The 20,830-nt window shown below is 66.9% G+C and carries 20 protein-coding genes; 12 read left to right on the top strand and 8 right to left on the bottom strand.

Going from position 1 to position 20,830, the window contains the following annotated elements; all coding sequences use genetic code 11:
- Positions 1 to 104 precede the first annotated feature (104 nt).
- The 6 genes from ACZ2IA_RS07545 to ACZ2IA_RS07520 all read left to right on the top strand — a co-directional run bounded on the left by ACZ2IA_RS07545 (position 105) and on the right by ACZ2IA_RS07520 (position 7,404).
- A complete protein-coding gene (locus ACZ2IA_RS07545; RefSeq protein ID WP_470291958.1) occupies positions 105 to 1,283 on the top strand; it encodes an NAD(P)H-dependent flavin oxidoreductase in 1,179 nt (392 codons plus the stop codon).
- A 987-nt stretch (positions 1,284 to 2,270) separates the two neighbouring features.
- The gene (locus tag ACZ2IA_RS07540) at positions 2,271 to 3,626 is read left to right on the top strand and encodes an aldehyde dehydrogenase family protein (protein WP_470292096.1); all 1,356 of its coding nucleotides are present in this window, start codon (positions 2,271 to 2,273) and stop codon (positions 3,624 to 3,626) included.
- A 33-nt stretch (positions 3,627 to 3,659) separates the two neighbouring features.
- Positions 3,660 to 3,872 (top strand): DUF485 domain-containing protein, encoded by a 213-nt coding sequence (locus ACZ2IA_RS07535; RefSeq protein ID WP_470291957.1) that lies wholly within the window; start codon positions 3,660 to 3,662, stop codon positions 3,870 to 3,872.
- Positions 3,869 to 5,362, top strand: a complete 1,494-nt coding sequence (locus ACZ2IA_RS07530; RefSeq protein WP_470291956.1) for a sodium:solute symporter family transporter — start codon at positions 3,869 to 3,871, stop codon at positions 5,360 to 5,362. Before ACZ2IA_RS07535 ends, ACZ2IA_RS07530 begins: the two co-directional genes overlap by 4 nt.
- Positions 5,363 to 5,380: 18 nt before the next feature.
- Positions 5,381 to 6,022: a glutathione S-transferase family protein gene (locus ACZ2IA_RS07525; protein ID WP_470291955.1), complete on the top strand. Its 642-nt coding sequence runs from the start codon at positions 5,381 to 5,383 to the stop codon at positions 6,020 to 6,022.
- Complete coding sequence (locus ACZ2IA_RS07520) at positions 6,019 to 7,404, top strand: FAD-binding oxidoreductase (protein ID WP_470291954.1); 1,386 nt, start codon at positions 6,019 to 6,021, stop codon at positions 7,402 to 7,404. Before ACZ2IA_RS07525 ends, ACZ2IA_RS07520 begins: the two co-directional genes overlap by 4 nt.
- 60 nt (positions 7,405 to 7,464) lie before the next feature.
- Here ACZ2IA_RS07520 and ACZ2IA_RS07515 read toward each other — a convergent pair whose 3' ends face one another.
- A complete protein-coding gene (locus tag ACZ2IA_RS07515) occupies positions 7,465 to 9,342 on the bottom strand; it encodes a methyl-accepting chemotaxis protein (protein ID WP_470291953.1) in 1,878 nt (625 codons plus the stop codon).
- Between the two features lie 964 nt (positions 9,343 to 10,306).
- On the opposite strand from ACZ2IA_RS07515, the gene ACZ2IA_RS07510 reads away from it, so the two are divergent.
- Positions 10,307 to 10,681, top strand: coding sequence for a hypothetical protein (locus ACZ2IA_RS07510; protein ID WP_470291952.1), 375 nt, complete (start codon positions 10,307 to 10,309; stop codon positions 10,679 to 10,681).
- Here the strand turns inward: ACZ2IA_RS07510 and ACZ2IA_RS07505 are convergent.
- The 3 genes from ACZ2IA_RS07505 to ACZ2IA_RS07495 form a co-directional block, all read right to left on the bottom strand.
- Positions 10,650 to 12,281 (bottom strand): 3-(methylthio)propionyl-CoA ligase, encoded by a 1,632-nt coding sequence (locus ACZ2IA_RS07505; RefSeq protein ID WP_470291951.1) that lies wholly within the window; start codon positions 12,279 to 12,281, stop codon positions 10,650 to 10,652. The two genes, ACZ2IA_RS07510 and ACZ2IA_RS07505, sit on opposite strands and share 32 nt — an antisense overlap.
- A 143-nt stretch (positions 12,282 to 12,424) precedes the next feature.
- Entirely contained in the window at positions 12,425 to 12,952 is a 528-nt protein-coding gene (locus ACZ2IA_RS07500) for a response regulator transcription factor (protein WP_470291950.1), read from the bottom strand.
- Positions 12,952 to 14,193: an ATP-binding protein gene (locus tag ACZ2IA_RS07495; RefSeq protein ID WP_470291949.1), complete on the bottom strand. Its 1,242-nt coding sequence runs from the start codon at positions 14,191 to 14,193 to the stop codon at positions 12,952 to 12,954. The genes ACZ2IA_RS07500 and ACZ2IA_RS07495 overlap by 1 nt, the downstream gene beginning before the upstream one ends.
- A gap of 92 nt (positions 14,194 to 14,285) precedes the next feature.
- Between ACZ2IA_RS07495 and ACZ2IA_RS07490 the strand changes: the two genes are divergently transcribed.
- On the top strand, positions 14,286 to 14,465 hold the full coding sequence (locus ACZ2IA_RS07490; RefSeq protein WP_470291948.1) for a hypothetical protein: 180 nt from the start codon (positions 14,286 to 14,288) through the stop codon (positions 14,463 to 14,465).
- A gap of 118 nt (positions 14,466 to 14,583) precedes the next feature.
- The gene (locus ACZ2IA_RS07485) at positions 14,584 to 14,820 is read left to right on the top strand and encodes a hypothetical protein (protein ID WP_470291947.1); all 237 of its coding nucleotides are present in this window, start codon (positions 14,584 to 14,586) and stop codon (positions 14,818 to 14,820) included.
- Positions 14,821 to 15,079: 259 nt separating this feature from the next.
- Here ACZ2IA_RS07485 and ACZ2IA_RS07480 read toward each other — a convergent pair whose 3' ends face one another.
- Positions 15,080 to 15,301 carry a hypothetical protein gene (locus ACZ2IA_RS07480; protein WP_470291946.1) on the bottom strand — a complete coding sequence of 74 codons (222 nt, stop codon included), beginning with the start codon at positions 15,299 to 15,301 and terminating at the stop codon, positions 15,080 to 15,082.
- Between the two features lie 394 nt (positions 15,302 to 15,695).
- Here ACZ2IA_RS07480 and ACZ2IA_RS07475 point away from each other — a divergent pair, with 394 nt between their 5' ends.
- Together ACZ2IA_RS07475 and ACZ2IA_RS07470 are read left to right on the top strand one after the other, a co-directional pair.
- A complete protein-coding gene (locus ACZ2IA_RS07475; RefSeq protein ID WP_470291945.1) occupies positions 15,696 to 16,661 on the top strand; it encodes a LysR family transcriptional regulator in 966 nt (321 codons plus the stop codon).
- 128 nt (positions 16,662 to 16,789) lie between these two features.
- Positions 16,790 to 18,079, top strand: coding sequence for an NAD(P)/FAD-dependent oxidoreductase (locus tag ACZ2IA_RS07470; protein WP_470291944.1), 1,290 nt, complete (start codon positions 16,790 to 16,792; stop codon positions 18,077 to 18,079).
- Positions 18,080 to 18,154: 75 nt separating this feature from the next.
- On the opposite strand, the gene ACZ2IA_RS07465 is transcribed toward ACZ2IA_RS07470, so the two are convergent.
- Positions 18,155 to 18,445 (bottom strand): N-acetyltransferase, encoded by a 291-nt coding sequence (locus ACZ2IA_RS07465; protein ID WP_470291943.1) that lies wholly within the window; start codon positions 18,443 to 18,445, stop codon positions 18,155 to 18,157.
- Positions 18,446 to 18,485: 40 nt separating this feature from the next.
- On the opposite strand from ACZ2IA_RS07465, the gene ACZ2IA_RS07460 reads away from it, so the two are divergent.
- Positions 18,486 to 18,998, top strand: coding sequence for a GNAT family N-acetyltransferase (locus ACZ2IA_RS07460; RefSeq protein WP_470291942.1), 513 nt, complete (start codon positions 18,486 to 18,488; stop codon positions 18,996 to 18,998).
- Between the two features lie 830 nt (positions 18,999 to 19,828).
- Here the strand turns inward: ACZ2IA_RS07460 and ACZ2IA_RS07455 are convergent.
- Both ACZ2IA_RS07455 and ACZ2IA_RS07450 read right to left on the bottom strand, forming a co-directional pair.
- Positions 19,829 to 20,314 carry a hypothetical protein gene (locus ACZ2IA_RS07455; protein WP_470291941.1) on the bottom strand — a complete coding sequence of 162 codons (486 nt, stop codon included), beginning with the start codon at positions 20,312 to 20,314 and terminating at the stop codon, positions 19,829 to 19,831.
- A gap of 106 nt (positions 20,315 to 20,420) precedes the next feature.
- Positions 20,421 to 20,801: a SirB2 family protein gene (locus ACZ2IA_RS07450; protein WP_470291940.1), complete on the bottom strand. Its 381-nt coding sequence runs from the start codon at positions 20,799 to 20,801 to the stop codon at positions 20,421 to 20,423.
- Positions 20,802 to 20,830: the final 29 nt, after the last annotated feature.

Raw genomic sequence — 20,830 nt, 5'->3', positions numbered from 1 at the left:
TGCCACAGGCGAATGCGCGCCCGCTTGATGCGCGTCAATACCGCGGTCCGGTCATTGGTCGACAATGGCGTTTTTTCTAGAGTTTCCACTCGAAAGCATCCGTCATGACCACCACCCCCACCGAATTCCCCCCGTTGCGCCTGAGAGGGCGCGAACTCGTGCCCGTGGTGCAGGGCGGCATGGGCGTCGGCATCTCGGCGAAGAGCCTTGCCGGCGCGGTCGCCTTTGAAAACGCCGTCGGCACCATCGCCAGCGTCGATCTGCGCCACCTGCACGAGGACCTGGTAGCCCGGTCTCGTTCGGCCGATGTCGACGAACTCAATCGTCTGAACCGCATCGCGCTCGACCGCGAGGTGCGTGGCGCGCTCGAGCGCGCCGACGGCCGAGGCCTGGTCGCGGTCAACGTGATGAAGGCGGTCGACGATCACCCGGCGCTGGTGCGCCAGGCGTGCGAATCGGGCGCGCACGCGATCGTGATGGGCGCCGGCCTGCCGCTAGACCTGCCGGAGCTGACCGTCGAGCACCCCGACGTCGCGCTGATCCCCATCCTGTCCGAGTCGCGCGGCATCGGCATCGTGCTGAAACGCTGGATGAAGAAGAATCTCCTGCCCGACGCGATCGTGATCGAGCATCCGAACCACGCCGGCGGCCACCTCGGCGCGGCGAAGATCGCCGACCTCGTCGACGCCAAGTTCGACTTCAGGCGGGTGCTGGACGAGACCTTCGAGCTGTTCCGCGGCCTGGGTCTCGAGCGCGAGCGAATCCCGCTGATCGTCGCCGGAGGGATGAGCCGCTTCGACCGGGTGAGGACTGCACTGAGCGACTGGGGCGCGGCGGCGGTGCAGGTCGGCACCGCGTTCGCCGTCACCCGCGAGGGTGACGCGCACGCCAATTTCAAACTCACCCTGGCCGAAGCGCGTCCGGAGGACATCGCCGAATTCATGTCGGTGGCCGGCCTGCCGGCGCGAGGCGTGCTGACGCCGTGGCTGCGGAACTACCTGAAACGCGAGGAGAAGTTGCAGGCCGTCGCGCGCGCCGACCCGCGCCGCTGCACACAGGGGCTGAACTGCCTGTCGGTGTGCGGGCTGCGTGATGGCTTGGGGAAGGTCGGGCAGTTCTGCATCGACCTGAAGCTCTCGGCGGCGTTCCGCGGCGAGGTGAGCAAGGGGCTGTTCTTTCGCGGGGCGGATCCGTTGCCGTTCGGCGAGGCGATGCGTTCGGCGAAGGAGACGATTCATTACCTGTTGACCGGGGAGAAGCCGGTGGGGTTGCAGTTGGGGTGAGGGCGGTTCGGCGCCCCCTGTTGCCTTGAGGCTCGGCGGCGGAGTAATCCGCCTTCGCCATAGGATGGGTGGAGACGCTTGCGTCGTAACCCATCGCGTCTTTCGGCCAACGTTGGTGGGGGCTGTGGCAGCGCCGGTCCCGCCCGGCGAGGCGGGCTACTTTTTTGCTTTTGCCTCGCCAAAAGAAAGTAGCCAAAGAAAAGGCGACCCCGCGACGCCGGCCCGCTGCGCGGGCTGCCCTGCGGACGCCACGGCCAACGGGCGGCTGCGCAACTCGCGCCGACTGCGTCGGCACTCGGACAGTGCTCGCCGACTTCCCCCGTTGGCCGTGCCGTCCTCGGCGGCGTCGAAGGGGGATGGGAGGTTGTAGGTGGCCGTCGTGAATGAGTCTGGAAAATCAGTAGGTTGCTAGACCAGTTAGTGACTGTGGATGAGGTCGTTTGCCGATGTTCTGCTGTGGATAACCTCAAGGTTGGCCGAACGCGCCTGATGCGTGATCCCACTGGATGAGGCGAGCTTCGGCCAACGTTGGCGAGCAAGCCCACAAACCTGCCGTCGCTTTTTAAACTTTCAAATCCACTGCCGTCGCAATCATCCTGCCCGCCCCCTTTGCGCTGCCGAGCGATCGTCAAGCGGCCAGGTTTTAAGCCGCCGCTTGTTCGAGTGGGCGGACGGTAGCCGTCCGCGAGTTCGGCGGCGGCTGACCGCTTGGCAGGCGCGAGGGAAGCCGAAGGCCAGCGCATCGGGGTCGCCTTTTCTTTGGGTCCTTTCTTTTGGCGAGACAAAAGAAAGGATCTCGCCTGTCGGGCGAGACCGACAAAGCCACAATGCTGACGAGTGTTACCTACAGAGAACCGGGTTGCGCGCCCACCCAGACACGCCCAACCAAACCCCTGTCCCCACCACATAACAATTCGTCGCAAAACCCCGCCATCGGAAACATCACCCCTCATGACGCCCATCCCCCGTTTTTGCTACCCTTGGGACATGACCGCCTACACCAGCTGCAACCCCGCCACCGGCGAGGTCGTCTTCACCCGCCCCACCGAATCCGACGCCCGTCTGTCTGAACAGGTCGCCGCGCTGCAGCATGCGCAGCGCGACTGGCGCGGCCTGACCGTCGAACAGCGCATCCCGTCGCTGCTGAAGCTCGCCGACCTGCTCGAAGCCGAGCGCGAGCGGCTCGCCGACCTGGTCACGCTCGAGGTCGGCCGCAGAACCGCCGAGTGCCTGGCCGAGATCGACAAGTCGGCGCAGCTGATCCGCTACTACGCGCAGCTGGCGCCGGGCTTGCTCGCGCCGCAGCCGATCGCCACCGGCGCGAGCAAGAGCGGCGTCGCGTTCGAACCGTTGGGGATCGTGCTGGCGGTGATGCCGTGGAACTACCCGATCTGGCAGGTGCTGCGCTTCGCGGTGCCGGCGCTGTTCGCCGGCAACGCTTGTCTGGTGAAGCCGGCGCCGTCGGTGCCGCAGGCGAGCGCCGCCTTGCTCGCGCTCGCGCACCAGGCGGGCCTCGCGGTGCTCGACATCGGCTGGCTTGACAACGAGCAGGTCGAGGAGGCGATCCGGTTGTGCGACGCGGTGGCGTTCACCGGCTCGACCGGCACCGGCCGCCACATCGCCGGCCTGGCCGGCCGGCACCTGAAGAAGACCGTGCTGGAGCTGGGCGGCAGCAATCCGTTCATCGTCCTGCGTGATGCCGATATCGACGCGGCGGCGAAGGAGGCGTGCCACTCGCGCTTCCGCGACGCCGGCCAGAGCTGCAACGCCGCGAAACGGCTGATCGTGGTGCCGGAGATCGCCGACGCCTTCGTCGCGGCCTTTCTCGCCGAGGCGGCCGCGCTGCAGCCGGGCGACCCGCGCGACCCGGCCGCGACGCTGGCGCCGCTGACCCGCGCCGACCTGCGCGAGGCGCTGCACGCGCAGGTGCTCGACGCGCAGGCGAACGGCGCCACGGTGCTGCTCGGCGGCCAGATGCCGGCCGGCGCCGGCTTCTTCTACCCGGCCACCGTGCTCGACCGCGTGAACCCGGCCTGCCGCGTCTACCACGAGGAGGTGTTCGGCCCGGTGGCGAGCATCCTGCGCGCCGAGTCGGAAGCCGACGCGATCCGCCTCGCCAACGACACCCCGTTCGGCCTCGGCGCGGCGATCTACACCGCCGACACCGAGCGCGGCTGGCAGCTGGCGCGCCAGATCGAGGCGGGCAGCGTGTTCCTGAACCGCCATACCAGCTCCGACCTGCGCCTGCCGTTCGGCGGGGTGAAGGCGTCCGGCTACGGCCGCGAGCTGTCCGAGTTCGGCCTGTACGAATTCGTCAACGTGAAGACCTATTGGCAGAAGTGAGCCGTCAATAATCCGACCTTTTCCGAGTCTCCGATGACCCGTTTCTGCCTCGTTCTGTTGCTGGCCGCCGTGGCCGGCTACTACGGCGTGATCGCGTTCGCGCCGTCTGCCCTCGCCGGTACGCTGGCCGGTTGGCCGCTGTCGATCGTGCTGACGCTGGCGCTGTTCGCGCTCGGCTTCGCGATCACCATCCTGTACGCCGCTTCGGCCAACCGTAGCGATGTTGGCCGAAAGTCTGAACGATGAGCCCGGCGGCGCTGTTCTTCGTGCTGTTCGTGCTATTGACGCTGGCGGTGACGAGCTGGGCGGCACGGCGTCAGGGGACGACCGCGACGGCGTTCTACACGGCCGGCGGCCGGCTGTCCGGCTGGCAGAACGGCCTGGCGCTGGCCGGCGACTATCTGTCCGCGGCGGCCTTTCTCGGCGCGGCGGGGCTCTATTTCACCAGCGGCTACGACTCGGCGGTGTACGCGGTCGGCACCCTGTTCGGCTGGCCGCTGCTGCTGATCCTGCTCGCCGAGCGGCTGCGCGCCGAGGGCGAGTACACCTTGACCGGAGTGCTGGCGAAGCGCTTCGACACGCAGGCGGTGCGGGTGCTCACCGCCGCCTCGTCGCTGACGGTGACGCTGTTCTACCTGATCGTGCAGATGGTCGGCGCCGGCAAGCTGATCGAGCTGCTGTTCGGCCTGCCGTACGCGGCGGCGGTCAGCGTGGTCGGCGTGCTGATGGTGCTGTACGCGGCCCTCGGCGGCATGCTCGCGACCAGCTGGGTGCAGATGATCAAGGCGGTGCTGATGTTCGGCTGCGGCGGCGCGCTGGCGGCCGGGGTGTTGGCCGCGCACGGCGGCAGCGCGAGTGGACTGTTCACCGACGCGGCGTCTCGCGCGGGCGCGGCGATCTTCCTGCCGAGCCGCGCGCTGGCCGACCCGGTCGAGGTGGGGTCACTCGGCCTTGGCCTGACGCTGGGCCTGTTGGGGCTGCCGCACGTGCTGATGCGTTTCTTCACCGTTCCGGACGCGCGCGCGGCGCGCGGCTCGGCGGTGTGGGCGACCGGGCTGATCGCGCTGTTCTTCGTGATCAACCTGCTGCTCGGCTACGGCGCGGTGGCGCTGCTCGCCCCGCACGCCGAGCTGTTCGACAAAGCCGGCAAACTGCTCGGCGGCAGCAATATGGCGGCGGTGCAGCTGGCACGGGTGATCGGCGGCGAGGCGCTGGCCGGCTTCGTCGCGGCGGTGGCGTTCGCGACGATCCTGGCGGTGGTCGCCGGCCTCGCGCTCGCCGGTGCGAGCGTGATCAGCCACGACCTGTACGCCGGGCTGCTGCGCCGCGATGCGGCCAAGCCCGCGACCGAGCTGCGGCTGGCGCGGCTGTCGGTCGTCGTGCTCGGTGTGCTGGCGGTGGGGCTGTCGCTGCGTTTCCAACAGCAGAACATCGCCTTCCTGATGGGCCTCGCGTTCGCCTTGGCCGCGTCGAGCAATTTTCCGCTGCTGCTGCTGACCCTGTTCTGGCCTAAGCTGACGTCACGCGGCGTGATCGCCGGCGGTGCCGCCGGCATCGTCGCGTCGGTCGGCCTGATCGTCGCAGGTCCGGCGGTGTGGGTGGCGGTGCTGGGTTTCAAGACGCCGCTGTTCCCTTACGCCAACCCGGCGCTGTTCTCGGTGAGCCTGGCGTTTGCCGCCGCCTGGTTCGCCTCGGTGACCGACCGCTCGCGCCAGCGCGCCGCGCTGTTTTCCTAACTTTCGAAAGTCCTGCCTATGTCCCGCCTGCTGCTTTACGGCAACCGTCTTTCCGGCCACAGCTACAAGGTGCGCCTGGCGCTGATGCTGGGCGACCTGTCGCACGACTACGAGCATGTCGACCTCGCCGTCGCGCGCGGCGCCCGTCCGGACGAGTTCCGCGCCGCCAGCCGCTGGGGCGAGGTGCCGGTGCTGCTGGTCGACGGCGTGCCCCTGGTGCAGTCGAACGCGATCCTGCAGTGGCTGGCCGAAAGCGAGGGCGTGCTCGCCGCCGCTCCGGGCGAACGCCAGACGGTGCGCGAGTGGCTAGGTTGGGAGGCGAACCGCATCGGCATCTCGCTGCCGAACCTGCGCTACATCCGTCTCTTCGGCGGTGCCGGCGAGGAAGTGTGCGACTGGCTGGCGGCGCGACTGCGCGACGACCTGAGCCTGCTCGATGCAACCCTGGCCGAACGGTCGTGGCTGGTCGGCCAGCACGCGACGGTGGCCGACATCGCCTGCGCCGCTTACCTGTGGTGGCTGCCCGACGCCGGGCTGAACCTGCAGCGTTGGCCGAACGTGGCCGCCTGGCTCGCGCGGATCGAGTCGCTGCCGGGCTGGACGCATCCGGACACGCTGATGGCGCCGGACTTGGCCGAAGAGGAAGAGGACGAGGAATGAACCCGCTGCTCGCGCAACTGGCCGCCATCGTCGGCGACGCGCACCTGTTGACCGCCGAGTCCGACGTCGCGCCGTTCTGCCTCGACTGGCGCAAGCGCTACCGAGGCCAGCCGCTGGCGGTCGCGCTGCCGGGCAGTACCGCCGAGGTCGCCGCGCTGGTGCGGTTCTGCGCGGCCAACAGCATCCCGATCGTGCCGCAGGGTGGCAACACCGGCACCTGCGGCGCGGCGACGCCGGACGAGTCGGGCCAGGCGCTGCTCATCGCGATGCGGCGGCTAAACAGGGTGCGCGAGGTCGACGCGGCCAACGCGACGATGACGGTCGAGGCCGGCGTCACGCTGGCCGAGGCGCAGCAGGCGGCCGCCGCGGCCGATAGGCTGTTCCCGCTGTCGCTGGCGAGCGAGGGCAGCTGCCAGATCGGCGGCAACCTGTCGACCAACGCCGGCGGCCTCGCGGTGCTGCGTTACGGCACGATGCGCGAGCTGGCGCTGGGGCTGGAGGTGGTGCTGCCGAGTGGCGAGGTGCTGAACCTGCTGTCGGGCCTGCGCAAGGACACCACCGGCCTCGACCTTAAGCAGCTGTTCATCGGCGCCGAGGGCACGCTCGGCCTGATCACCGCGGCGACGCTGAAGCTGTTCCCGCGGCCGACCGCACGGGCGACCGCGCTGGTCGGCATCGCCGACTCGGCCGAGTCGGTAAGCTGGCTCGCCGACCTGAAGGCGGCGTTCGGCGATCGCTTAACCACCTTCGAGTTGATCTCGCAGCGCTGCCTGGAGCTGGTCGATCAATACCAGCCGCAGGCGCGCGTGCCGTTCACGACGCCGTGGGCGCTGTTGATCGAGCTGTCCGACGGCGGCGATTCGGCCGACCTGAACGAGCGACTGGTTAGCTGGCTGGCCGAACGGGCGATGCTCGACGGCGTGATCGCGCAGTCGGAGGCCGAACGGCTGGCGCTGTGGGCGGTGCGCGAGGCGATCTCCGAGGCGCAGGCGGCGGTCGGGCCGAGCATCAAGCACGACATCGCGGTGCCGGTGTCGGCGATCCCGGCGTTCATGCGCGACGCGGCGGCGCGGCTCGAGGCCGCCTTCCCGGGCGTGCAGATCGTCGCCTTCGGTCACGTCGGCGACGGCAGCCTGCACTACAACGTGTCGTTCACCCGGCCCGGAAACGCCGAGCTGTTCGACGACGAGGAGCGCGTCAATACGATCGTCTACGACGCGGTGTACGCGCAGCGCGGCACGCTCGCCGCCGAGCACGGCATCGGCCAGCTGAAGGCGCATTGGCTGGAACGCTACAAGGACCCGGCGGCGCTCGCCTTGATGCGCCGGATCAAGGGCCTGCTGGACCCGGCGGGCTTGATGAACCCGGGCAAGCTCTATTGAGTTCGTCGGCTGAAACAAAAAGCGCCCCGCGGGGCGCTTTTTTCATGGTTGAAGCCAGGCTCAGAGCTTGAAGCGCCCGAACGCCGCGTCCATCCGCGACGCCGATTCGGCCAGGCCCTGCAGCGTGCCGCTGACGCTCTGCAGCTGGTCGTCGCTCTCCAGCACCCGGCTGTTGATCGCCTCGGTGCTCTGCGCGATCAGCGTCGAGGCGTTGTGCTGCTCGGTGGTCGACAGCGTGATGTCGTTCATCTTGCTGACCACCGACTGCATCGACGCGCGGATCGCCCGGATGTCGCCGACCGCCTGCTGGGTCAGCGCGACGCCGCTGTCGACCGATTGCACCGTCTGATTGACGTCGCCGACCGCGCGGCCGGTCTCGCTGCGGATCGTGTCGACCTGCTGGGCGATCTCCAGCGTCGCCTGCGCGGTGCGCTCGGCGAGCTTGCGCACCTCGTCGGCGACCACCGCGAAGCCGCGGCCCTGTTCGCCGGCGCGTGCCGCCTCGATCGCGGCGTTCAGCGCCAGCAGATTGGTCTGGTCGGCGATGTCGCGGATCACGTTGGTGATGCTGCTGATGTCCTGCGAGCGACGGTCGAGCGATACCAGCATGCTCTCCAGCGAGCGCACCCCGCTCACCGTGCCCTCCATGCCGTCGGACAGCTGCTGCATCTTGGTCGAGCTGTCGGCGAGCTCCTCGTGGGTGGTCTTGACCAGCTGATCGGCCTGGCCGGCGCTGTCGGCGATGTGGGCGATGCTGACGGTGATCTCCTCCAGCGTCGCGGCGTTCGAAGAGGACACGTCGGCCATCTGCCGCGAGCCCTCGGCCAGGTTGGCAAGCTGCCCGCTCGCTTGGCGCACTCCGCCGATCAGCGTGTGCGCCTCGCCCTGCAGTTGGCCGAACAGGCCGCGCAGCTGGCCGACGAACTGGTTGAACGCGCGCGCGGTCGCGGCGATCTCGTCGCTGCCTTGGTCGTTGAGGCGCAGGGTCAAGTCGCCGTCGCCCTGCGCGATGTCGGCCATCGCGTCACGCAGACGGTTCAGGCCCTGCAGCATGCGGCCGATCACCACGCTCGCCAGTGCCGCCATCAGCACGAAGGCGAGCAGCGAAATGCCGATCAGCGTATAGAGCAGAGTGGACAGCGGCGCCATCAGCTCGGCCTTCTTAGCGGCCACGCCGATATACCAGTTGGTGCCCTCGATCGGTTGCAGCGAAACCAGCATCCCCTCGCCCTGGATATCCACATCGCCGGGTGTCTCTTGCTTGGCGAGAGCGGCCAGCGCGTCGACCGACAGTGCCGGGGCAATCTGGGTGATCGGTTTCAAGGTTAGGTCGGCCTGCGGGTGGGCGATGATGGTGCCGTCACGGCCGATGATGAACGGGTAACCGTCGCCGCGGACTTTCTGGGACAGCACGGACTTGACCACATCGTCGACGAACACGTCGCCGGCGGCCACGCCGCCGAATTTCCCGTCGGTCTGGAACGGCGCGGCGACGGTGACGGTCAGTTTCTTGCTCTGGGCATCGACATAGGGGTCGGTGACCACCGGCTTGCCGGCGGCTTGCGCCTGCTTGAACCAGGGCCGTTCGGTGACCACGTAGTCGGCCGGGGGCACCCAGCCGTCGGAGAAGAGGGTGCGTTTGTCCGCATACCCGATGTACGTATCGGAGAAGCGGCCGCCCTTCGTCGCTTGCTTCAGGAACTCGAGCGCGTCGGGGCGCTGCACTATCGCCGTCTCGCTGGCGATCAGCAAGCGTTTTTCATCCAGCCAGGTACGCAACACGCTGCCCTGGCCCGACAGGACGCTCTGGAACTCCTGCTCGATGCCCTTCTGGATTTCGCTGCGCATATGGGCATAGGCAAACGCGACGAGCGTCAGGCCGAATAGTGCGGTGATCAGTATGGTGAGGCCGATCAGTCTGCTTCTGAGAGTTTTCACGTCCGATTCCTCCTTGGTTCCGTTCTCTGTTCCGTCGTCTGGCCGTTCGGCCATGCGGATTCGTCTGTATTAACTGTGTCGACTGTTTTTTGTATTTTTATTGCAAATCGGCATATTAACATTCAATAGATTGCTTGCTTATTTCGATAGGGTGATAGCGGGGTAGTGGGGAGGAAGTGGAAGAAAATGTCGCTTGGGTAAACGTTAGGGCGGCGGGAGGTGTTGCGGGTTTGCCAGCCGGTAGCTCGTAGGATGGGTGGAGGCGCCTATGCCGTAACCCATCGGTTCTCTTCGGCCAACGTTGATGGGGGCTGTAGCTGCGCCGGTCTCACCCGGCGGGGCGGGATACTTTCTTTTGCCGCGCCAAAAGAAAGGACCCAAAGAAAACGGAGTTTCTGCGAAGCAAAAAGGCGACCCCACGACGCCGGCCCGCTTTCGCGGGCTGCCCTGCGGGCGCCACGGCCAACGGGCGGCTGCGCAACTCGCGCCGGCGTTGCCGGCACTCGGACAGTGCTCGCCGACACCCCCCGTTGGCCGTGACGTCCTCGGCGGCGTCGAAGGGGATTTGGTGGTCGTGGGAGGCAGTTGTGAATCAGGCAGATAACCCTGTTTTGAGGGTTGGGGCCGTAGCTGTGGATAAAACCGCAGGTGGTGGTGGTGCTGTGGATAAGTGGCAAGGTTGGCCGAAAGAGCTGATGCTTGAGCAAGCTGGCTAAGGTCGACTTCGGCCTACCTTGGTAAATGAGCCTGCAAGATGGCCTGCATGTTTAATCTTCCGAATCCACATCCGCCGCAATCATCCTGCCCGTCCCCTTTGCGCTGCCGAGTGATTGTCAAGCGGCCAGGTCTTAAGCCGCCGCTTGTTCGAGCACCGCGACGTTAGCGCGGGGCGAGTTCGGCGGCGTCTGGCCGCTTGGCAGGCGCGAGGGAAGCCGAAGGCCAGCGCAGCAGGGGTCGCCTTTCTTTGCTTCCTTTCTTTGGCGAAGCAAAGAAAGGAAGTCGCCCGTCGGGCGAGACCGACAAGGCCGCAGTCATCACCCATGTTGCCGATAAACCTGTACTCGGTATTGAAAGAGGTCGGCCGAAGGATGAAGGAGGAGAGGGACGTGAAGTGCCGGAGCGAAACCGTCAGCGCCAGCCAAAAAAATCCCCTGACGGGATTCCGACAGGGGCCAACACGAGGAAGAAACATCGTCCGCCGGTAGGCGAAGCGACGTTTCGAGGGGCTAACACCACAAAAACCTTTCAGTTTCTGTGCGGGGCACAATTTAAGGTAATTGCTCTAATTTGTACAGGGCTTCTTGGTTCTAAACGCTTTCCGGCCAGCGATAAGCACTAAAGCGCTCGCGCAGCGTCATCTTCTGCAATTTGCCGGTCGCGGTGTGCGGCAGCTCGTCGACGATCACCACATCGTCTGGCGTCCACCACTTGGCGATCTTGCCGTCGTAGAACGCCAACAGCTCCTCGCGGCTGGCGGTCGCACCCGGCCTCAGCACCACCACCATCAGCGGCCGCTCGTCCCACTTCGGGTGCGCCACGCCGATCGTCGCCGCCTCGGCCACCGCCGGGTGGCCGATCAGGATGTTCTCCAGCTCGATCGAGCTGATCCACTCGCCGCCCGACTTGATCACGTCCTTGGTGCGGTCGGTGATCTTCATATAGCCGTCCGCGTCGATCGTCGCGACGTCGCCGGTGTCGAACCAGCCGTCGTCGCTGTGGCTGGCGTCGCGCTCGCGGCGGAAGTAGCGCGACAGCACCCACGGGCTCTTGACCTGCAGCCGGCCGAACGCAACGCCGTCGTGCGGCAGCGCCTGGCCTGCGGCGTCGACGATGCGCAGCGCCACGCCGTAGATCGGCCGGCCCTGCGTCAGCTGCAGGCGGCGCCGTGTCGCCGCATCGGCCTGGCGGTGCTTGAACTTCGGCGTGCTGGTGGTGCCGACCGGCGACAGCTCGGTCATCCCCCACAGCTGGCGCAGCTCGGCGCCGTGACAGGCGAACTGCTCGATCATCGCCTCGGGCACGGCCGAGCCGCCGACGATCACCCGCTCGAGCGAGGCGAGCGCCAGGCCGCGCTGCTCGCAGTGCTGCAACAGCGCCAGCCACACCGTCGGCACGCCGGCGGCGACGGTGACCTCCTCGGCGTCGATCAGCTCGTAGAGGCTGTCCGGGTCGAGCTTGGGGCCCGGCAGCACCAGCTTGGCGCCGTTCAAGGTGGCGCTATACGGCAGCCCCCAGGCGTTGACGTGGAACATCGGGACGACGGGCAGGATGCAGCTGTCGGCCGACACGCCGAACGCGTCCAGCAGCGAGCTCGACAGCGCGTGCAGCACGGTCGAGCGGTGGCTGAACAGCACGCCCTTGGGGTGGCCGGTGGTGCCCGATGTATAGCACAGGCTCGACGCGGTCTGTTCGTCGAAGCTCGGCCAGGCGTAGTCGTCGTCCTCGGCGGCGAGTAGCTCCTCGTAGCAGAGCAGGCCGGCTAGGCTGCTCGTCGCCGGCATGTGAGCGCGGTCGGTCAACAGCACGTAGCGGCGCACCCCGGCCAGCGTCGGCGCCAGCTGTTCGACCAGCGGCAGGAAGCTTGCGTCGAAGCACAGCACGCTGGCTTCGCCGTGGTTGACGATGTAGCCGATCTGCTCGGCGAACAGCCGCGGATTGACGGTGTGGCAGATCGCGCCCATGCCGGAGATCGCGTAGTAGAGCTCGTAGTGGCGGTAGCCGTTCCATGCCAGCGTGCCAACGGTGTGGCCGGGTTCGACGCCGAGCCGGGTCAGTGCGTTGGCGAGCCGGCGGGCGCGCCGCGCGGCGTCGCGGTAGCTGTAGCGGTGGATCGGTCCCTCGACGCTGCGCGACACGATCTCGGTGTCGCCGTGATAGGCCTCGGCGTGGCGCAGCAGGTCGCTGATCAAGAGCGGCGCGTCCATCATCTGTCCCAGCATCTGTGTCCCCTTTTCTTGTCGTGACGAGTCGGTCGGCGCCGGTGCGCCGCCGACTCTGAATCGTAGGAAAGCGGCGGGGGGAATGACAGGGCGATGGCGGTGCGCCGTGTTGATTCGGCAGGGGGAGGGAGACAGCTCGTTGCTTAACGCGCCACCGGCTTCTTCGCCAGCATCCGCTGCAGGGTGCGGCGGTGCATGTTCAGCGCCCGGGCGGTCGCCGACACGTTGCCCTCGTGCTCGGCCAGCACCCGCTGCACATGCTCCCAGGTCAGCCGCCGCACCGACATCGGCTGCGCGGCGACCGGCAGCGCCGGGTCGGGCTCCAGTTGGCCGAAGGCGGCGAGGATCGCGTCGGCGTCGGCCGGCTTGGCCAGATACTGCGTGGCGCCGAGTTTCACCGCCTCGACCGCGGTGGCGATGCTGGCGAAGCCGGTCAGCACCACGATGCGGCTGCCCGGGCAGCGCGCCTTCAGCTGCGGCAGCAGCGCGAGGCCGCTGTCGCCGGCGAGGTTCAGATCGAGCAGGATGCGCGCCGGGGCCGGGTCGAGCGCCGCGAGTGCGGCGGCCGGGTTCGCGGCGTGGCGGCTGGCGACGCCGCGCCGCGCCAGCGCACGCGCGAGCACCGCGGCGAACGCCGCGTCGTCGTCGATGATCAGCAGCGTGTTGTCCATCAGGCGTCCTTCGGTAGCGGTAGCGTCAGCTCGGCGTGCACTCCGCCTTGCGGCCTATTGGTCAGCGTGACGCGGCCGCCGAGCCGTGACAGCGTCGCGTGCGTCAGCAGCACGCCGAGGCCCAGCCCGGCCGGTTTTTCCGACGGCAGTTCGGCGAGGCCGGCGCGCGCCAGTTGTTCGGCCGACAGGTTGCCGCTCGGGTTGACGATGGCGAGCGTCAGCGTGGCGTCGGCGAGCGTGGCGGCCAGCTCGACCCGGCCGCCGCCGGCGTCGGCGGCGTTGTCGAGCAGGTTGTACAGCGCCGGCCAGAAGGTGGCGTCGAGCGCGACCGTGGGCCCCGGCGCGCACGGCAGCCGCTGCTGCAGCTGCACCTGCGGGCGCAGCGTTGCCCAGGCGGCGAGGCGTTCTGCCAGGGTCGGGAATAGCGGCGCCGCCTCGGGGGCCGGCTCGCCGCCGCGTTTCAGCGCCGCGAGCGCGTCGCGGCAGCTGGCGAGCTGCGCGCGCATCAGCGCCAGGTCGTCGGCCAGCGCCGGGTCGTCGCGGTGGCTGGCGGCCAGCTCGTCGGCGAGCAGCGTCAGCGTATTGAGCGGGGTCGACAGCGCGTGCGCCGCGCCGGCCGCCTGCACGCCGAGCGCGACCAGCTGCTCGTTGCGCAGCTGCGTCTCGCGCGCGCTCGCCAGCGCCGCCTCGCGTTCGGACAGGCCGCGCGCGAGCCGCGCGACCACCCCGGCGATCAACAGCGCCGACAGCGCGAAGGTGAACCACATCCCGGTCAGGTGCAGGTGGAAGGCGTAGGCGGCGTCGTCGCCGAACAGCGGCCACGGCGCGTGCCAGAAGAACAAGGTGCCGTAGCCCGCCATCGCCGCCAGCGCCAGCGCCCAGGCGAACCAGCCGGGCGAGAGCAGCGCGGCGAACAGCACCGGGCCGAGATAGAGCGAGGCGATCGGGTTGGCGGCGCCGCCGGTCAGCGCGACCAGGGCGGACAGCACCAGCGTGTCGGCGGCGAGGCCGAAGCGCAGCGTCCAGAGCGGCGGCATCGCCAGCCGGCCGCCTAGCCAATTGAACGCGGCGAGCGCTAGCAGCGCGGTGGCCAGCGCCGGCAACGGCAGCTGCCAGCCGGACAGCGTCAGCGCCGCCAGCGTCAGTGCGGCGAACGCCAGCATCGCCCAGCGCAGCCGGGCGAGGCCGGCGAGCGCGCGCGCCAGGTTGGCCGAAGCGGCGGTGGAGGGGTCGGAAGTCATGGCGCGACTTTACCACCCGGGCGGACGCGGCGGCTGCGACACTATGTCGCATTTCCCTGTTACCGACGGGGTTAAGGTGGCGGCCTTTTTGTATGACAGGCTCGCATGTCGCCGCTGCACCGTTGTTATCTCGCTTTCGCCGGCCAGCCGTCGCCACCGAGCTGCCCGAATACCAGGGCGAGGCCATCATCGCCGCCGCGCCGAAGAGCGTGCGGCTGCTGGTGCAGGACATCGACCCGCGCGACCCGCCGCCGACGGCGCCGACCTGCTGAAGACCATCCCCGGCTCGACGGCTATGTCGACGCGGGCCGCGGCCGGGCCCTGGGCTATCTGCGCCTGATCGGCAGCCACAACGAGGGCGGCGACTATCAGGGCGGCGCCGGCAACAAGGTGCACTCGGCGTTCGACCGCGGCAGCGGCACGCTGATCGCCGGCCTGCGCCAGGATCGCACCCGGGCGGTGTACGGGCCGCAGCCGGCCGGCATGATGAAACCCGGCACGCCGCGCAACGAGCTGTCTGCCGGCTTCGTCCGCTTCGAGGAAAAACGCGGCGCGCTGACCGCGTACGCCGGCTTCGTCCACACCGAGCGCGCGCCCGACTACTGGGAGCGCAACCGCGCCAATTAAGAACGTCCGGCCGGAGCAAAGCGACCAGCTCGACCTGGGCCTGCTGTACGGCGGCGACGCGCTGACCGGCTCGCTGGCGCTGTTCGCCAACCGCGTCGACGAGTGGGCGGGGGAAGCCGAAGGCCAGCGCAGCAGGGGCGGTCTTTATGCTTCGCAGAAACTTCGTTTTCTTTTCCAGCTTGTCGAAGTACCGGTTTCCTCCTGGAACGCCACCCTCCGCGCACGGATAAGCTCGAGAAACTCGGCGACGAAGGCGTAGTCACAGTCGCTGGTGATGCCGTCGGCGTCGGCGCTGAAGTTGCGGATCATCGTTGACGCCGTTCACGCCGATGGTCGGGAAGTGGTTGCGCAGACTGCCGAGAAGGCGCTTGGTATACGGATAAAGGCCGGCGTCGATCCGCCGCACCTCGATGCGCTTGATCTCGAGCGATGGTCGGCCCGGGTCGAGCAGCCGATCGGTGGCGGCAAAGAGCGTGGCCACGCCGGCGACCTGGCTGTTTAATTTTTTGGTCAGCGCCGGCCGGCAGGGGGGCGATCGCTCCAGCCATCGGATGGTGTCGATGCCAATGAAATAACCATCGTCACGTCATGAAACGAGGTAATAATGGTGAAAATAATAAAGCCCGTTAGGGGCAAGCGAGCGCTTGGTCGCAAAGCCGAGCCAAGCCTTATCCGGCGGGGCTTTGCGCGGAGCAGGAGGAAATATGGGCAGGGCAAAATCGAAGCCGGAATCGTGAAAATGGCATTTTGCTAAATCGGTTTCTTCTACTATTGCCCCGCATATTCGTGTATCGTTTTGTAATACAAACTATAAATTGCTACTAAATTTATAAGGATCCTGGCCGGGTCTTCCCGCCCCACCCTGGAACGAGCCAATGGATACACTCAAAGCACTACTGGTTTTCATGACCACGGCGGAAAACGGCAGTTTTTCCGACGCCGCCCGCAAGCTCGGCGTGTCGCCCGCGGCGATCAGCCAGAGCATTGCCAGGCTGGAGCAGGAGCTGGAAGTGCGGCTGTTCAACCGCACCACCCGCCAACTGACGCTGACCGAGGATGGCCGGCGCTTCTACGCGCAGTGCCGCGGCCCGGTGACCCATCTGGACACCGCGATCAATCAGCTCAAGGAAAGCCGCGACGAGCCGGCCGGCCACCTGCGGGTGAGCCTGCCCAACTCCTTCGGTCGCCGCTTCATCCTGCCGCTGATGGGCGAGTTCTGCGAGCAGTATCCGAAGATCAAGGTGTTCTTCGGCCTCGACGACCACTTTAGCGACCTGATCGAGGACGGCTACGACGTCGGCGTGCGGGTCGGCATGCTGCCGGACAGCCGGATGGCGGCGCGGCCGCTGGCGCAGATCCCGCAGTACGTGGTGGCGAGCCCGGCATTCTGGGACAAGCACGGCCGGCCGAACAAGCCGGAAGAGCTGGCGCAGTACGACTGCATCAACTTCCAGTTCCCGACCTCGGGGCGGCTCTACAAGTGGGAGTTCGACCGCGACGGCGAGCGGCTGCCGCTCGAGGTGTCCGGCACCTATACCGTCAACGACATCGAGGCGGTCAGCGAGCTGGCGCGCCTCGGTCTCGGCGTCGCGCAGCTGCCCGGCCACGAGGTGATGCCGTTCGTGCGCAGCGGTGAGCTGGAGGTGGTGCTGACCGAGTTCGTGTCGCTGCAGCGCAACATCACCATCTGCTTCCCGCACCGCGAGCACATCGCGCCGCGTACCCGGGCGTTCGTCGACTTCATCGTCGAGAGGCTGTTCGACCATCCGGACATCGTCGCCGAGTTGCCGGGCATCGATTTCTCGGGCAAACGCCGCGAACTGGCCGCCTCCGAGGTGTAGTTCAGTACCGTTCGTCGCCACAAACCCGGCCCCGGCCGGGTTTTTTTGTGCCCACGGTGTGACAAAAGCCGGGACGTGTGTTTAATATGATTGACACCTTGTCGGCTGAATTGATCTGGACCCACGTTATGGCTACCCAAAAGACTCCGCACACCACCTCCTACTACGCCGCTTCGGCCAACCCCGCGCCCGAACGTCCCGAGCTGAGCGGTTCGCACCGCGCCGACGTCTGCGTGATCGGCGCCGGCTACACCGGCCTGTCGACCGCGTTGCACCTGGCCGAACAGGGTTATTCGGTGATCGTGCTCGAGGCGGCCAGGGTCGGCTGGGGCGCGTCCGGCCGCAACGGCGGCCAGATCATCAACAGCTACAGCCGCGACATGGACGTGATCGAGCGCAGGCACGGCAAGGGTGCCGCCGCGACGCTCGGCAGCATGGCGTTCGAGGGTGGCCGGATCATCCGCGAGCGGGTGAAGCAGTACGGCATTCAATGCGACCTGAAGGACAGCAATATCTTCGCCGCGATGACGCACAAGCAGCTGACGGAGCTGGAAGAGAAGAAGGCGTTGTGGGAGCGCCACGGCCACACCGCGCTGGAGCTGGTCGATGCGACCGGCATCCACCGGCACGTCGGCAGCGACCGCTACGTCGGCGCGCTGATCGACCACTGGGGCGGCCACATCCACCCGCTGAACCTGGCGCTCGGCGAGGCGGCGGCGTTCGAGTCGCTCGGCGGCAAGATTTTTGAACAGTCGCCGGTGCTGAAGATCGGCGAGGGCACTCCGGCCAAGGTGTCGACCGCCCACGGCGAGGTCAGCGCGCGTTTCGTGGTGGTGGCCGGCAACGCCTACCTCGGCGAGCTGGTGCCGAAGCTGGCCGAGAAGTCGCTGCCCTGCGGCACCCAGGTGCTGACCACCGAGCGGCTGCCGGCATCGCTGGCAAGCGAGCTCTTGCCGACCGATATGTGCGTCGAGGACTGCAACTTCCTGCTCGACTACTACCGTCTCACCGCCGACAACCGCCTGCTGTACGGCGGCGGCACCGTCTACGGCGCGCGCGACCCGGGCGAGATCGAGCGGCTGATCCGGCCGAAGATGCTCAAAACGTTCCCGCAACTGGCGGACGTGAAGGTCGAGTTCACCTGGACCGGCAACTTCTCGCTGACGCTGTCGCGGCTGCCGCAGGTCGGCAAGCTCGCCGACAACATCTACTACTCGCAGGGCTGCAGCGGCCACGGCGTCACCTACACGCATCTGGCCGGTCGGCTGCTGTCCGAGGCGATCGCCGGCAAGCCGGAACGCTTCAACGCCTTCGCCGGCCTGCCGCACTACTCGTTCCCGGGCGGGCGGCTGCTGCGCGTGCCGATGCTGACCGCCGGCGCCTGGTACTACGGGGTGCGCGACAAGCTCGGGGTGTGAGTCCTCGACGCTGATGGCACAACGCCGCGATTTTTCGCGGCGTTGTCGTTTTCAAGGTTGGCCGAATGATCGAGGTCAGGCGGCCAGCGTCTTTTCCAGGCAGACGAACGGCGCGCTGCGGCGTGGGAAGTACAGCTCGCCGCGGCGCTGGTAACCCTGGCGCGCAAACGCCGCCTGCGCCGCCGGGTTGTCGCGTGCACGTCGGTGCGCAGCACCGTCAGGCCCTGAGTGCGGGCCTGCGTTTCGGCCAACTCGAGCAAGCGGCCGGGCGAGTCCCCGGCCCTGGCAGGCGGGGGTGAGGCAGAGCCGGTGGATCAGCAGCGCCGGCGCGGGTGGCTGCCCCAAACACATGGTCTGGGCTAGCATGGCGGCGATGCCGAAATGGCTAAGAGACTAAGGAACCACAATGTTGACGATCCGAAGCGAACGCATCGGTGACGAAGCCGCGATCGCGGCGCTGCTCTACCAGGCGTTTCTCAACCACCCACACCACGCGCCGGGTAGCGAGCCGGTCGAGGATGGCATCGTCGAGGCACTGCGCGAGCAGGGGGCACTGACGTTGTCGCTGGTGGCCGAGCAGGACGGCGAACTGGTCGGCCACTTGGCCGTCTCGCCGGTGACGGTGGCCGGCCGAAACTGCGGCTGGTACGGGCTGGGGCCGGTCGCGGTGCGGCCGGCGCAACAGAAGCAGGGGATAGGCTCGGGACTTATGCGCCGAGCTTGCGAGCTGATGGCCGAACAGGGCGCGGCGGGGCTGGTGGTGCTGGGCTGGCCGGCGTTCTATCAGCGCTTCGATTTCCGCGCCCGGCCGGAGCTGACGTACCCCGGCGTACCGGCAGAGTACTTCATGGTGCTGGCGTTGAGCGAGATGCCGTTGCCGTGCGGCGAGGTGGGGTATCACCCGGCTTTTGGGGGGTAGACGGGGGGCATTGCTCTTTCGGCCAACGTTGGTGAGGACTGTTGCCTTGTCGGTCTCGCCCGACCGGCGAGGTACTTTCTTTGCTTCGCCAAAGAAAGTACCCAAAGAAAAGGCGACCCCACGACGCCGGCCCGCGTTGCGGGCTGCTCTGCGGGCGCCCCGGCCAACGGGCGGCTGCGCAACTCGCGCCGGCTAAAGCCGGCACTCGGACAGTGCTCGCCGACTTCCCCCGTTGGCCGTGACGTCCTCGGCGGCGTCGAAGGGGGATGGGTGGTCGTTGGTCGCGGTCGTGAATTGGGTTTGAAAAACCAGCGGACTGTTTGGGTAGTTGCTGGCTGTGGATAAAAGCGATGGTTGGCGCTTTGCTGTGGATAAACGCAAGGTTGGCCGAAAGCACCGGATGCTAGATCAAGTCGACGAAAGTCGTCTTCGGCCAACGTTAACGAGTCATCCCAGATTTACGACGCCTTATTTTGCCGTTTCTGTAACGTCACATTCGTCCTACCCATCCCCCTTTGCGCTGCCGAGCGATCGTCAAGCGGCCAGGTTTTAAGCCGCCGCTTGTTCGAGCGGGCGGACGTTAGCCGCCCGCGAGTTCGGCGGCGCCTGGCCGCTTGGCAGGCGTGAGGGAAGTCGAAGGCCAGCGCATCGGGGTCGCCTTCTTTTGGTTCCTTTTCTTGGCGAGACAAGAAAAGGAACTCGCCGGTCGGGCGAGACCGACAAAGTCGCAGTGTCTACTGATGCTGGCTATGGCGTGATCTCATTATCAAGGCCCAACGTTTGACATGAGCGGTGCCGGGACATGTCCGCTCGAAGGAAGTTGTTAGGGCTCAGCGACCACTTTGCATGAGAGTTTGAAGCTCAGGCAGTGCACCGTATAAGTATGCATGCGCCATTGCAAATGGATCGATGAACGCAAGTTGCTTCCGATCGGTTTCGGTCATGATGTATGGAATGAAGACCCCCTCTCCCTCGATCACTGAGAGATGTTTTGGTAACAACTCCAGACCGACGAGAAGTTGTCTTGCATGGATAATTCTATTGGTCGCCTCCCACAGATCGTCGATCAGCTTTTCACCCGTTGCAGGCTGCCATTTCCAGCGTGGTGAGTTCAGGCTGAACTTCATTCCTTTTGGTAGAACCTCCATTGCCCGTCTGGCGTTAAGTGCGAAATTACTCGCAACTTCAATGATGTTTGTCACCAAAGCCGTGATCAATGGTTCGTGCCGCTTTGGATACTCGCTGCTCGCGAGAGCCCACAGTCGGACTGCTTCGTCGGTTGCGACGGTGATGGAGTGACGCGTAATCGCTTGCATAGGATGTATGCCTAACAATGGCGAGATTATGGAAAATCTCCTGCCGAGGGCACGCAAGAATAGATTGTGGAGCGGGAGAGCGTAGATCTAACGACCGAAGCCCGGTTCAAAACGGCCACACCAGCTTGGTCTTCGCCACCGCGATGATATACAGCACCGTCGCCAGCGCCGCAAAGAACGCCCCCCAGCGTACCGTCGGCGTCTTGCCGCGCTTGAGCGCCACCGTCCCCAGCCAGACATAGACAATCAGCCCGACAATCTTCGCCTGCAGCCACGGGATGTGCAGCGGGTTGAGCTGGCCGACCACCAACAGCGCGATCGCACAGGCCAAGAGCAGCGTATCGATGATATGCGGCGCGATGCGCACCGGTCGGGCGGCGAGCCAGGCGGGCTTGGCCGCCATCAGCACGCCGCGCGCGGCGAACGACAGCACGGCCAGGTAGGCGAAGCCGGCGTGGGCGTGTTTCAGGATCGGGTAGGCGGGCATGGGCGAGTCCTAGGTTGGCCGAAGCCCGA

The organism is Crenobacter sp. CS_VA4 (genome assembly GCF_055597485.1).
Note: the sequence above shows the minus strand (reverse complement) of the source record. Positions and strands in the feature narration are given on the sequence as shown.

Bases quoted from the DNA above. Each gene is read 5' to 3' on its own strand.
- ACZ2IA_RS07545 (WP_470291958.1), top strand. From the start codon at position 105: ATGACCACCACCCCCACCGAATTCCCCCCGTTGCGCCTGAGAGGGCGC.
- ACZ2IA_RS07540 (WP_470292096.1), top strand. From the start codon at position 2,271: ATGACCGCCTACACCAGCTGCAACCCCGCCACCGGCGAGGTCGTCTTC.
- ACZ2IA_RS07535 (WP_470291957.1), top strand. From the start codon at position 3,660: ATGACCCGTTTCTGCCTCGTTCTGTTGCTGGCCGCCGTGGCCGGCTAC.
- ACZ2IA_RS07530 (WP_470291956.1), top strand. From the start codon at position 3,869: ATGAGCCCGGCGGCGCTGTTCTTCGTGCTGTTCGTGCTATTGACGCTG.
- ACZ2IA_RS07525 (WP_470291955.1), top strand. From the start codon at position 5,381: ATGTCCCGCCTGCTGCTTTACGGCAACCGTCTTTCCGGCCACAGCTAC.
- ACZ2IA_RS07520 (WP_470291954.1), top strand. From the start codon at position 6,019: ATGAACCCGCTGCTCGCGCAACTGGCCGCCATCGTCGGCGACGCGCAC.
- ACZ2IA_RS07505 (WP_470291951.1), bottom strand. From the start codon at position 12,281: ATGCTGGGACAGATGATGGACGCGCCGCTCTTGATCAGCGACCTGCTG.
- ACZ2IA_RS07500 (WP_470291950.1), bottom strand. From the start codon at position 12,952: ATGGACAACACGCTGCTGATCATCGACGACGACGCGGCGTTCGCCGCG.
- ACZ2IA_RS07495 (WP_470291949.1), bottom strand. From the start codon at position 14,193: ATGACTTCCGACCCCTCCACCGCCGCTTCGGCCAACCTGGCGCGCGCG.
- ACZ2IA_RS07490 (WP_470291948.1), top strand. From the start codon at position 14,286: ATGACAGGCTCGCATGTCGCCGCTGCACCGTTGTTATCTCGCTTTCGC.
- ACZ2IA_RS07475 (WP_470291945.1), top strand. From the start codon at position 15,696: ATGGATACACTCAAAGCACTACTGGTTTTCATGACCACGGCGGAAAAC.
- ACZ2IA_RS07470 (WP_470291944.1), top strand. From the start codon at position 16,790: ATGGCTACCCAAAAGACTCCGCACACCACCTCCTACTACGCCGCTTCG.
- ACZ2IA_RS07465 (WP_470291943.1), bottom strand. From the start codon at position 18,445: ATGCTAGCCCAGACCATGTGTTTGGGGCAGCCACCCGCGCCGGCGCTG.
- ACZ2IA_RS07460 (WP_470291942.1), top strand. From the start codon at position 18,486: ATGTTGACGATCCGAAGCGAACGCATCGGTGACGAAGCCGCGATCGCG.
- ACZ2IA_RS07455 (WP_470291941.1), bottom strand. From the start codon at position 20,314: ATGCAAGCGATTACGCGTCACTCCATCACCGTCGCAACCGACGAAGCA.
- ACZ2IA_RS07450 (WP_470291940.1), bottom strand. From the start codon at position 20,801: ATGCCCGCCTACCCGATCCTGAAACACGCCCACGCCGGCTTCGCCTAC.